Origin of the sequence: Streptomyces sp. NPDC127129, assembly GCF_042671585.1 — a bacterium.
Taxonomy (GTDB): Bacteria; Actinomycetota; Actinomycetes; order Streptomycetales; family Streptomycetaceae; genus Streptomyces.
This window is the reverse complement of record NZ_JBHXTV010000010.1, coordinates 199,227-211,220: the sequence shown is the minus strand read 5'-3', so window position 1 is coordinate 211,220 and position 11,994 is coordinate 199,227. Positions and strand designations below refer to the sequence as shown.

Below are 11,994 nucleotides of genomic sequence, written 5' to 3'. Positions count from 1 at the left end.
ATGACGGCCCAGGCACCTCATGGGACCCACGGCGCAGACGGCGACGGGCAGGATGCCGACTGGCGGCTGTTCAAGGGTGACGGCCTCGCGCGGACCGTCTCCTTCCCCGAGGCTCCGCCGTGGCGGCGTTTCGGCGAGACGGAGAAGGCGGTCGCCCCTCGCCACCGGCCGTACCTGATCGGCCCCCAGGAGGCCGACGTCGTCAACGCCGCGTTGCTGCTGCGCAGGCCGTTGCTGGTGACGGGACATCCGGGGACGGGCAAGTCGTCGCTCGCGCACGCCCTGGCCCACGAGCTCTCCCTGGGCCGCGTCCTGCACTGGCCGGTCAACAGCCGTACCACCCTCCAGGACGCGCTGTACCGCTACGACGCGATCGGACGGCTCCGCGAGACGAACATGCGCCGAGAACCGGAGGGCGCCGACGCCCCGGCGGAGGACCCGGGAATCGGCTCGTACGTGCGGCTCGGCCCCCTCGGAACCGCACTGGTGCCGTCGGCGACCCCGCGGGTGCTGCTCGTGGACGAACTCGACAAGGGCGACGTCGACCTGCCGAACGACCTGCTCAACGTCTTCGAGGAGGGCGAGTTCGAGATCCCCGAACTCGCGCGGCTTCCCGAGGAGCACGCCCACGTGCACGTCATGACGGCCGACCCCGACTCATGGACGGCCGTCCGCCGTGGTCATGTCCGGTGCTCCGAGTTTCCCGTGGTCGTGATCACCAGTAACGGAGAGCGCGACTTCCCTCCCGCCTTCCTGCGCCGATGCGTCCGGCTGGACCTCCCGGAACCCGGCGAGGACCGGCTGCGAGCCATCATCTCCGCTCATCTGGACGCGGAAGGCGGACACGGGGGCACGGACGGCATCGACGACCTCATGCGTGCCTTCCTCGCCCGCCGAGCGCGCGGTGAACTGGCGACGGACCAACTCCTCAACGCCGTCTTCCTGCGCCGTGGAGGCGTCGAGCTCGACGCGGACGGACTGCTGGACGCCGTCCTGCACCGCCTCGGCCGAACGGTGTGACCGGGCCCGTGCTGCACAGGATCCGCACTGTTCTGTCGGGCGACGACGAGCTGCTGGACGCCGAGGAACTCCTCGACGCGCTGTGGCTGGCGACCCGCCTGCCCCCGGCCGCGGCCACGGTGATGGCACGGGTGGCGGCTGCGGAGCCGGCTGCCGCGGCCCCCGCCCGGCGGGAGGCCGTCGGCTCCACCGGGCAGCCCGATTCCGGACCGGCCGACAAGAACGGTGCGGAGCCGGCCCTGCCCAGCGAGGAGGACGGCTCCGCCTTCCCGGGGGCGGGCGACACCGCCCTGCACGCCGCGCCCGCTTCCCCTCATCAGCAGCCCGCCCGCTCCGACCGGGCAGCGATGGCCGTGCGCACCCCGGGGATGAAGGCACTGGGCGGGTCCGAGCTCCACCTCGGTCGCGCACTGCGCCCGCTGAAACAGCTGCGCCCCGACGCCCTGCGCACCGAACTCGACATCGACGCGACGGTCACGGCCATGGCCGAGACCGGCCTCCCCGACGCCGTGGTCCGCCAGGCGAGAACCCGGTGGCTCGATCTGGCGATTCTGGTCGACGACGGTGTCTCGATGCTCCTGTGGCAGCGGCTCGCGGGCGAACTCCGAGGCCTGATGGAGCGTTGCGGAGCCTTCCGGCACGTACGCGTCCATGGCCTCGACACCCGCGACCCCGCCGGCCCCCGCCTGAGAGGCCGACCGTACGGCGCCCATGACGCGGCGCTCCCGATGTCCACGGTGCTCGACCCTTCGGGGAACACCCTGCTCCTCGTCCTGAGCGACGGGGTCGGCAGGGCGTGGCGGGACGGCTCGATGCACCAGGCCCTTGCCCGCGCCGCCTCGCTCGGACCGACCGCTGTCGTGCACGCACTCCCCCAGCGGCTGTGGGCGGGTACGGGGCTCGACGCCCGGAACTGGAGAGTGACGACACGGCGACGGGGTGCGGCGAACCGCACCTGGCACATCGAGGATCCGATGCTGCCTCCCGAGCTCGCCCCCTACGTCGGCGTACCGGTGCCGGTGCTGGCCACGGACGGCGACGTCCTGGGCACGTGGGCCCGGCTGATCGGCTCCCCCGGGGACACCGCCGTGTTACCGCTGCTCACCCTGCCGGCCTTTCCGACGCCCACCTCCACCCCGCACACCTCATCGTTCCCGGACGGACCGGGCGGCGCGGAGGAGGCTGTTCTCCGATTCCGGGAGAAGGCGTCCACCGACGCCTACCGGCTGGCCGCGCATCTGGCCGCCGTGGCACCGCTCCCCGTACCGGTGATGCGGCTCGTCCAGCACGCGGTGACGCCTCCGGTCGACACCTCGCATCTGGCCGAGGTCTTCCTCGGTGGGCTCATGCACAGCGCCGACGCGGAGGAACATCTGCCCCACCAGAGGACGTTCGACTTCGCCGAGGAGACGCGGCAGATCCTGCTGGGCCTGGTGCCACCCGCCGAACTGGTGCGCACCACCCGTGCGGTGACGGCGTTCCTCGGGGAACTGCCGGGCTCCTCGGCCGGGTTCCCCGCGTGGCTCCCGCACCCCGAAGGAACCGACCGGGTGAGGCCGGGAGCCCGTCTGCCGTTCGGTTGGGTGGACGAGACGCTCATGCGCAGGCTCGGCATCTCGCCGCCCGACCCCACGTCCACGCCGCCGCCCCCACCACCGCCCAGCCCCACGGACGGGCTGAGGGAGATCCCGTTCGGCTTCGACTTCGACCCCGAGGCGACCGGATGGCGCCGCCTCACCGTCGCGGACCCCCGTTTCGAGGGCCGGGGGGCTCTGCCCTACGACGTCTTCGCCGAACACGACGGAGGCTGGTCGCAGATCGGGCTGTTCCTCGCACACGACGGGGAGGGACGCATCCTGGTCATCCGCCGACCCGACGTACCCCACGCCCACGACCTGGTGTACAGGGAAGTCACCGCGTTGCGGCGGATGGACAACGCCTACGCACCCCGGCTGACGGCGTGGAACACCGGCCACGAGCGGCCGTGGCTCGCCGTCGATTGCGCCCTGGACGGTGGAACGGAGCCTGCCCCGAACCTGCGTGGCTTCGCACGGCAACACGGGCTGCTGCACCATGCGGGGCTGCTCACCGTGGCCCGCCAGCTCGCGAGCGGACTGACCAGGGCTCACGGCCAGGGACTGATCCACGGTTCGCTTACTCCGAACAGCGTGCTGATCGCGGGGCGCGAGGTGCAGATCATCGGATGGATGACGGCCTCTCTGGACCGAGTGCCCAGCCCGCACAGGTCGAGGCATCGCCAGAACCACCGTTACCGGGCGCCGGAGTTGGACCGTCCCTCGGCCGTCCCCACCCAGAAGGCCGACGTCTACGCGCTCGGCTGCATCCTGGTGGAGGCGGCGACCGACGTGGCCCCGGACGAGGGTCTCCTCGACGCTCTCACGGCCGCGCGGGGACGGCTCGAACCAGGTCTCGTTCATGTCCTCCGCACCTGTCTGGACCACGATCCGACCCGCAGGCCCGACGCGCGCACGCTGCTCCAGGCCCTCGAAAGCCTCGCCCACGACCAGGTCGCGGGACTCCACCCGCTGACAGGAGTCCTTGGGTTCGACAGCGAGCTGACCCCGGTGAGACTCGCCTTGGAAAGTGCGCACCGTGGCGGCCAAGGCCCTCACCTCCTCTGCCGGGGACGGCCGGCGGAGGTACGCAGAGACCTCGTGCGCCGTCTTCTGGACCAGCTGACGCGACAGGCCCGCGCGGGGATCAAGCTCGTCCTCGCCGACTTCGACGGCCGGAGCGGTCTCGACCGCTTCGTGGCGTCCGCGAGCAGCCGCTCGTCCTTCCTGGACCTGCGCAGCGACAGGACCGGCGTGCTCGTCCTCTGCGGAAGACTCATGGCCGAGATCGACCGTCGCCGTGAGGTGTTGGAGAAGGAAACCGGGTACCACGACATCGGCAGTCTGGAGAGGGAGGCCGTCAGTCGGTCCCTCCTCCGCAGCCTGCCACGATTCGTCGTGGTCATCGACGACTTTCCTCGCATTCAGCGGCTGGCGCCGGAGATGCGCACCGCTCTGAAGCGTGTCGCGGAGTGCGGGGCGCAGTTGGGCATCCACTTGATTCTTCTCACCGACGACGTCGACCGGACAGAGAGCGACAAGGCCTTCCTGGAGCTGTTCCCGACCCGGATCGATCTGCTGTCACAGCCCGCCAGGAACGGCGGCCCGTGGGTGGACGGTGCGGTGCTCCACGCTCCGTCCCTCCCAGGGCCGGTCCACTTCAGCACGGGACACGAATCGCACGGAGGCCGGTCACCGGGCCTTTGACACGCACCCGCTGGCACGAGCGGGCGCCCGCGGCGGAGGAGCCACGGGCCGCGCGCGATCACCCCTCGCTCAGGGCCCGTACACGAGGGGCTCGCGACGTGCTTCCGGCGTGGGGGCGGTCCGGTCCCGGGCCGCCGTTTCGTCGACCAGCGTCAGCGGGACGGAGAGGCTGTCGCACATCCGCTTCGCACGCGCGACCGCGCTCAGCGTCGCGGCGGTCGGGGGGCCGGCGGGCAGTTCCAGGACGACTCCCACCGGACGGTGGGAGTCGACGAGGGCCTGGAGCAGCAGGGCCGCTGCCGCCCGGTTCGTGACGTCGAGGTCCTCATGCAGCGTGACGTACAGCGTTCCTGCGTCGATGTGGTGGCTGAGCAGCATCGCGACCTCCAGACAGAACCTCGGGTACGCCCCGGCCGCCGTGCGGGCGGGGCGATGGGCAAAAGGGCAGGTTCCCGGCATTCGACCCGGGAAAACCCTGGTCAGGCACTGTTCCCGCGTGTGGCCGCGTCATCGTGACACGCGAGCTCCCCGAGCGGCCTGCGGCCACGGGGTGCGGAACGAGGGCGAGCTGCCCGCATCCTGGGCACACAGTGTCCACCTGGTGGGCCGCCCGGTGGCGGATCTACTCACTTCGCCGAGGAAACCGCAGGTCACAGCCGCGCCTTCGGAGCGTCAGGTGGCGCAATGTAGCCGCAACACCATCCGCGCGACTCCCCCGGTACGTTCCCGGACATGCCAGCCGAACCCGCCCCCGCCTCCCTCCCGGTCGCCGCCGCGCGCCGCCGGCGACTCCGTGCGGACCGGGCCCGGGAACTCGCCGACCTGTTGCGCCACCAGATCCTGACGGGCGGCTTCCCGGGCGGTGTCCTCCCCCTGGAGGACACCATCGCCACCGACTTCCGGGCCAGCCGCAACACCGTCCGCCAGGCCCTGGACCTGCTGCGCGGCGAGCAACTCGTCGAACGGCAACCGGGGGTCGGCACGGTCGTGGTGTGCGAGAAGTACCCGCACGGCCTGGACCGGCTCCAGGGCCTGGCGGAGACCCTGCACGAACACGGCAGGGTCACCAACGAGGTACGCACCGTCGGGCCGGTCGCCGCCTCCGGCCCGGTGGCGCACCGGCTGGGCCTGCCCGAGCACACGGACGTCCTCTGCATCGAGCGGCTGCGCCGGCTGGGCGGGCTGCCGCTCTCGCTCGACCTGTCGTACCTGCCGATGGACATCGGCGGTGAACTCCTCGGCTGCGACCTGGAGAACACCGACGTGTTCCGGCTCCTCGAATCGCTGACCGGCGGTCCGCTGGGCCATGCCGAGATCACCCTCGAAGCCGTCAACGCCGACGCCCACTCCGCCGCGGTGCTCCAGGCTCCCCGCGGGGCCGCCGTCCTGATGCTGGAGCGGCTGACATGTCTGCCCGACGGGCGCCCCGTGGACCTGGAGTTCATCCGGTTCCGCGGCGACCGCATCACCATGAGCGGCGTCCTGCACCGCTCCGTCTGAACCCCCTCACCGCCGACGCTCTTTCACCACCCTCCGGGAGACAGCCATGCCTCTGGTGCCGCAACGCGCCGACGTGCCCGTGACCATCGACGAGTCCAAGTGCATCGACGGCTGCACCCTCTGCGTCGACATGTGTCCGCTCGACTCGCTCGCGATCCGTGAGGACAACGGCAAGGCGTACATGCACGTGGACGAGTGCTGGTACTGCGGCCCCTGCGCGGCCCGGTGTCCCACCGGCGCGGTCACCGTCAACATGCCCTATCTGCTCCGGTGAAAGGCCCGACTCCCATGCCCGGCACCCCCGCTCTCCCGACCCGTTCCCCCGTCCGGCTCGTCTCCCTCTCCCTCGCGGCTCTCCTCGTCTCCGCCTGCGGCGGCGCTGCGGGCGCCGACGACACGGCCGGCGCGCGCACCGTCACGGTGACCGTCGGCTACCAGTCGAAGACCATCAACACCGTCACCGCCGGCACCCTGCTGCGCTCGCTCGGCTACTTCGAGGAGGAGCTCGCGGCGCGCGGGAAGAAGGACGGCGTCACCTACAAGGTCGCGTGGCAGGACTACGCGACCGGCGCCCCGATCACCGCCCAGATGACAGCCGGGAAGATCGACATCGGTTCGATGGGCGACTTCCCGCTGCTCATCAACGCGGCCCGGGGCAAGCAGCTGCGGCAGCCCACCCGGCTGGTCGCGGTCACCGGCTACAACCTCCGGGGCGGCCTCAACACCGTGGTCACGGCGCCCGGTTCCGCCGTACGGTCGCTCACCGACCTGCGCGGCAAGAAGGTGTCGACCAGCGTCGGCTCGGCGGCGGACGGGACTCTGGTACGGGCTCTGCAGCGTGCGGGGCTCGACCCGGAGAAGGACATACGGAAGCTGAACCAGCAGCCCAGTGTCGGCGCGTCCGCGCTGGCCGCCGGCAGCGCCGACGCCCTGTCGCAGTTCGTGGCCTGGCCCGGGCTGCTGGCGTACCAGGGCCGTGCCAGGGCGGTGTACGACGGCGCCGAGCTCAACCTGCCGACCTTCCACGGAGTCACCGTCCGGGAGAAGTTCGCCGGGGAACGTCCGGGAATCCTCGACGACTTCCTGAAGGCGCAGCGGCGGGCCACCGACCATCTGCGGGAACAGCCGGTCGCCGCCGCCGAGTCGGTGGCCGAGGAGACCGGGCTGCCCGCCGAGGTCGTCTACCTCTACAACGGCGCCAACGGCATCGCCACCTTCGACCCCGCGCTCCGGCCTGAGTTGATCGACGCCCTGAAGAAGGACGTGCCGGTGCTGAAGGCCGCCAAGCTGGTGGGCGACGTCGACGTCGACGCCTTCGTCGACCGGGCCCCGCTGGAGCGGGCCGCGCAGGCTCCCTCGTACCCGAAGGCGGCCGGCGCGAAGCCCGAACTGTGGCTGAAGGGGCAGACCGCCACGCGTACGTTCGACAGCCCGAAGGCCCTGCTGAAGGCGGTCGGGGCGGCGAAGGCGACGGATGTGCGGGCCGCGTACGTCCCCGACGCGGTGACCGGCACCCCGTGGTTCGCCGACAAGGCGGTGTGGGTCGCCGACGGGGCCGACCTGCGGGCCTTCGTCACCCCGTCCGGCGCACAGGCGTACGTCGGCACGCACCCGGGATCCCGGGTCGTCGCCTACGCGACCGCCGTCGGCCTGGCGTCATGAGCGCGGGACGGTGGCTGCTGCGGGCGGTCTCGCTCGGCGCGGCACTCGGCCTGTGGCAGCTGCTGACCTCCCTGGACGTCAACCTGTGGCTGCGGTTCGAGCAGTTCCCCACGGTCGGCGAGGTGGCCTCCGCCGCGGCCGACCGCGTCGGCACGGACGTGTACTGGCAGGACCTCGGGCACAGCCTGCGCCGGATCATGGTGGGGTTCCTGCTGGCCTCGGTGGCGGGAGTGGCGGTCGGCACGTTCGTCGCCCGCTCCCGGTGGGCCGCGGATCTCCTGGGCCCGATCCTGGAGGTGGCGCGGCCCGTGCCGGCCATCGCCCTGGTGCCGGTCGCGATCCTGCTGCTGCCCAGCAACGAGCAGGGCATCGTGTTCATCACCTTCACCGCGGGCTTCTTCCCGGTCCTCGTCTCGACCCGGCACGCGGTGCGCGCCCTCACCCCGGTGTGGGAGGAGGCCGTGCTCACCATGGGCGGCGGCCGGACGCGGGTGCTGTTCTCCGTGGTGCTGCCCGGGGCGCTGCCCGGGATCTTCGGCGGCCTGTCGGTGGGCATCGGCGTCGCGTGGATCTGTGTGATCTCCGCGGAGATGATCTCCGGCGAGTACGGCGTCGGATACCGCACCTGGCAGGACTACACGGTCGTGGACTATCCGGGCGTCTTCGTCGGCATGGCCACCATCGGCGCCCTGGGCTGGCTCACCTCCACGGCCGTGGAGCTCCTCGGCCGCCGCGTCACCTCCTGGCTGCCGCGCCCGGCCGCGCGCCCGGCGGCCGGTGCGGCGCGCACGGCGCCCCGCCGTCCCGCCTCCCGTACGGCCGTCGCCTCGGCGCCCGTATCCGCATCCGCATCCGCACCCGTCGTCGAGAAGGAGTCGGTCTCATGAGCAGCGCGCCCCCGGGCGTCGCGCCCGCGCGAGCCGGGGCGGAGCTCGCCCTGCACGACGTACGGCTCGGTCACGCCGACGGTGCGACGGTGTTCGCCGCCGCCGAACTGCGCGTCGAGCCCGGCGAACTGCTGGCCGTGGTCGGCCCGTCCGGCTGCGGCAAGTCGACCCTGCTGCGCACCCTCGCGGGTCTGCTCGCCCCGCTGGAGGGACGGGTGACCCACGACGGCGAGCCGGTCGAGGGACCTGCCGCCGACCGCGCGCTGGTCTTCCAGGACGACGCGCTGCTGCCCTGGCGTACCGTGCGCGCCAACGTGGAACTGCCCCTGGCGATCCGCCGGGTGCCGCGTGCCGAGCGGCGCCGGTCCGCCGCCGACTGGCTGGAACGGGTCGGCCTCGCCGACCACGCGGCCAAGCTGCCGCACCAGCTGTCCGGAGGTCAGCGACAGCGGGTGCAGCTGGCCCGCGCGCTGGTCGGCAGGCCCCGCGCGGTCCTGATGGACGAGCCCTTCGGCGCGCTCGACGCCCACACCCGGGCGGGCATGCAGGACCTCCTCGTGGAGATCCTGCGGGGCACGGGCGCCACGGTCGTCTTCGTCACGCACGACGTCGACGAGGCCCTCCACCTGGGCGACCGGGTCGCCCTGCTGCCCTCCGGCCAGGTTCTCGACGTTCCGGAGCCGCGCCGGCGCGACGCGCGGCAGTCGCCCGCCACGGCCGAGCTGCGCCGCCGCGTCCTCGCCTCCCTCTGATCCCGGCAACTCCCCGATCCCCGGCACCCCCTGCCCCTGCCCCTGCCCCTGCCCCTGCCCCCGCCCGAAGGCTCCCGAAAGGCTTCCCGTGGACACCCCTCTGGCCATCCCCGACCTCGCCGACGCGACCGAGCTGTCCTGCGACGTCCTCGTCATCGGCGGCGGAACCGCCGGCACCATGGCCGCGCTGACGGCGGCCGGGCGCGGCGCGAACGTGCTGCTCCTGGAGAAGGCCCACGTCCGGCACTCCGGCGCGCTGGCCATGGGCATGGACGGGGTCAACAACGCCGTCGTCCCCGGCCGGGCCGAGCCCGACGACTACGTCGCCGAGATCACCCGCGCCAACGACGGCATCGTCGACCAGTCCACCGTCCGGCAGACCGCGACCCGCGGCTTCGCGATGGTCCAGCGCCTGGAGTCGTACGGGGTGAAGTTCGAGAAGGACGAGCACGGCGAGTACGCGGTCAGGCAGGTGCACCGCTCCGGCTCGTACGTGCTGCCGATGCCGGAGGGCAAGGACGTCAAGAAGGTCCTCTACCGGCAGTTGCGGCGGCGGGAGATGCGGGAGCGGATCCGGATCGAGAACCGGGTGATGCCGGTACGGGTGCTCACGCACCCCGAGGACGGGCGGGCCGTCGGGGCGGCCGGGTTCAACACGCGCACCGGCGAGTTCGTCACCGTACGGGCCGGGGCCGTCATCCTGGCGACGGGTGCCTGCGGTCGGCTCGGACTGCCCGCCTCCGGCTATCTGTACGGGACGTACGAGAACCCCACCAACGCCGGTGACGGCTACGCGATGGCGTACCACGCGGGTGCGGCCCTGACCGGCATCGAGTGCTTCCAGGTCAACCCGCTGATCAAGGACTACAACGGGCCCGCCTGCGCCTACGTGGCGAATCCGTTCGGCGGGTACCAGGTGAACCGGCACGGCGAGCGGTTCGTGGAGTCGGACTACTGGTCGGGACAGATGATGGCCGAGTTCGCGGCCGAACTCGCCTCGGACCGGGCCCCGGTGTACCTGAAGCTCAGTCATCTGCCCGAGGAGACCATCAGCGCCGTCGAGTCGATCCTGCACACGACCGAGCGCCCCACCCGCGGCACGTTCCACGAGGGGCGCGGGCACGACTACCGCACGCACGACATCGAGATGCACATCTCGGAGATCGGGCTCTGCGGCGGGCACTCCGCCTCGGGCGTACGGGTGGACGCGCAGGCCCGCACGACCGTGCCCCGGCTGTACGCGGCCGGCGACCTCGCCTGCGTACCGCACAACTACATGATCGGGGCCTTCGTCTTCGGGGACCTGGCCGGGGAGGACGCGGCCCGGTACCGGTCGTACGAGGGGGAGTTGCCGCAGGACCAGCTCGCCGCTGCCCATGAACTCGTCTACCGCCCGCTGCGCCACCCCGACGGGCCGCCGCAGCCGCAGGTGGAGTACAAGCTGCGGCGGTTCGTGAACGACTACGTGGCGCCGCCGAAGACCGGGGCGAAGCTGTCGCTCGCGGTCGAGGCGTTCGACCGGATGTCGCGCGAGATCGAGGGGCTGGGCGCCCGTACCGCACACGAGCTGATGCGGTGCGCCGAGGTGTCGTTCATCCGGGACTGCGCGGAGATGGCGGCGCGGGCGTCGCTGGCGAGGACCGAGTCCCGCTGGGGCCTGTACCACGAGCGGCTCGACCACCCGGAGCGTGACGACTCGGGCTGGCTGCACCACATCGATCTGCGCAAGTCGCCGTCCGGAGCGATGGAGTTCACGGCCCGGCCCATCGAGCCGTACGTGGTTCCCGTCCCGGAGTTCGCGCCGGAGGCCGGGCCCGAGCGGTGGCTCGGCGAGGTGACGCTGGTGCCGACGGCCACGGCGGGCAGGCGGGACGCCGCCCCGGCGGCGGCCGGGAGGGCGGCTCAGGCGGTGGCGGCGGAACCGGTTCCGGGGACGGGAGGCGCCGCGGGCGGACCGAGCCCGGCGCTGCTGCGCCTGCTCACCCTCGCCGAGGAGTCCCCCGATCTGGCCGCGCTCGGCCCCTACCTCACCGACGCCGATCCGGCCGTCCGGTCGGCCGCCGTCGCGGCCCTCGGGGAGACCGTGCCGGCCGGGGCGGGGCCCGCGCTGGCCGCACGGCTCCGCGACACCGCGCCCCAGGTCCGGCACGCCGCCGCCGGCGCCCTGCGCGAGCTGGTCGAAGTGCTGCCCGCGGACGCCGAGTTGGGGGTGGCGCTGCGGGAGGCGCTCGGCGAGGCCGACCCGGTCGTCCGCTCGGCCGCGCTCGAGGTCCTGCGCGCGCAGCGCCTCGGCGACGCCGCCGTGTACGCAGGGGCGCTCACCGACACGGACATCGGCGTACGGATCCACGCCGTCCGCGGTCTGGTCGCGGTGGACGCCGTCCCGGAGCTGGCGGTGGCCGCCGCCGACGCCGCCCGCGAGGTCCGGGTCGCCGTGGCCCGCGGCCTGGCGGCCGTCCGTACACCCGCCCCCGATCCGCTGCTCCCGCTGCTGGACGACCCGGATCCGCTGGTCAGGGGCGCCGCCTTCGCCGCGCTCGCCGTCACCGGCTGCCCGCCCGCGTACGCGGAGTCCGCCGCCGCGGCGCTCGCCGCCTCCGCCTGGCAGGTACGGGCCGGTGCCGCGACGGCGCTCCGCGCCGCGGCGGCCGGGCAGGCGGTCCCCGCGCTCGCGAAGGCCGTGGCCGACCCGAACGCGGACGTCCGCAAGGCCGCGGTCCTCTCGCTCCACCCCCATCGCACCGACCCGGAGGCCCGTGCCGCTCTCGCCACGGCCGTCACCGATCCCGACGCCGACGTCCGCGCCCACGCCTCCCGCGCCCTGTCGCGCCCGGCGCCGCCGACGGCCCCCGTGGCGGGCACGACGCCCGCGGCGGGCACGAGGTCCTAGGC

At 73.0% G+C, this 11,994-nt stretch carries 9 protein-coding genes; 8 read left to right on the top strand and 1 reads right to left on the bottom strand.

All coding sequences use genetic code 11. The features are described 5' to 3' along the window. A complete protein-coding gene (locus tag ACFVGW_RS20870; protein ID WP_385853034.1) occupies positions 1-1,020 on the top strand; it encodes an AAA family ATPase in 1,020 nt (339 codons plus the stop codon). Positions 1,021-1,028: 8 nt separating this feature from the next. Then, positions 1,029-4,301 carry an SAV_2336 N-terminal domain-related protein gene (locus ACFVGW_RS20865; protein WP_385853033.1) on the top strand — a complete coding sequence of 1,091 codons (3,273 nt, stop codon included), beginning with the start codon at positions 1,029-1,031 and terminating at the stop codon, positions 4,299-4,301. 69 nt (positions 4,302-4,370) lie between these two features. Here ACFVGW_RS20865 and ACFVGW_RS20860 read toward each other — a convergent pair whose 3' ends face one another. Beyond that, the gene (locus ACFVGW_RS20860) at positions 4,371-4,679 is read right to left on the bottom strand and encodes a hypothetical protein (RefSeq protein WP_385853032.1); all 309 of its coding nucleotides are present in this window, start codon (positions 4,677-4,679) and stop codon (positions 4,371-4,373) included. Between the two features lie 354 nt (positions 4,680-5,033). On the opposite strand from ACFVGW_RS20860, the gene ACFVGW_RS20855 reads away from it, so the two are divergent. The 6 genes from ACFVGW_RS20855 (at position 5,034) to ACFVGW_RS20830 (ending at position 11,992) form a co-directional block, all read left to right on the top strand. Next, complete coding sequence (locus ACFVGW_RS20855; protein WP_383223621.1) at positions 5,034-5,801, top strand: GntR family transcriptional regulator; 768 nt, start codon at positions 5,034-5,036, stop codon at positions 5,799-5,801. Between the two features lie 46 nt (positions 5,802-5,847). Further along, complete coding sequence (locus ACFVGW_RS20850) at positions 5,848-6,075, top strand: ferredoxin family protein (RefSeq protein WP_125741086.1); 228 nt, start codon at positions 5,848-5,850, stop codon at positions 6,073-6,075. A 14-nt stretch (positions 6,076-6,089) separates the two neighbouring features. Then, positions 6,090-7,463 carry an ABC transporter substrate-binding protein gene (locus ACFVGW_RS20845; RefSeq protein WP_385853031.1) on the top strand — a complete coding sequence of 458 codons (1,374 nt, stop codon included), beginning with the start codon at positions 6,090-6,092 and terminating at the stop codon, positions 7,461-7,463. Continuing rightward, entirely contained in the window at positions 7,460-8,350 is an 891-nt protein-coding gene (locus ACFVGW_RS20840; RefSeq protein ID WP_385853030.1) for an ABC transporter permease, read from the top strand. Before ACFVGW_RS20845 ends, ACFVGW_RS20840 begins: the two co-directional genes overlap by 4 nt. Next, entirely contained in the window at positions 8,347-9,102 is a 756-nt protein-coding gene (locus tag ACFVGW_RS20835; protein WP_383310918.1) for an ABC transporter ATP-binding protein, read from the top strand. Before ACFVGW_RS20840 ends, ACFVGW_RS20835 begins: the two co-directional genes overlap by 4 nt. Positions 9,103-9,190: 88 nt before the next feature. After that, positions 9,191-11,992, top strand: a complete 2,802-nt coding sequence (locus ACFVGW_RS20830; protein ID WP_385853029.1) for a fumarate reductase/succinate dehydrogenase flavoprotein subunit — start codon at positions 9,191-9,193, stop codon at positions 11,990-11,992. The last annotated feature ends 2 nt before the right edge of the window (positions 11,993-11,994 follow it).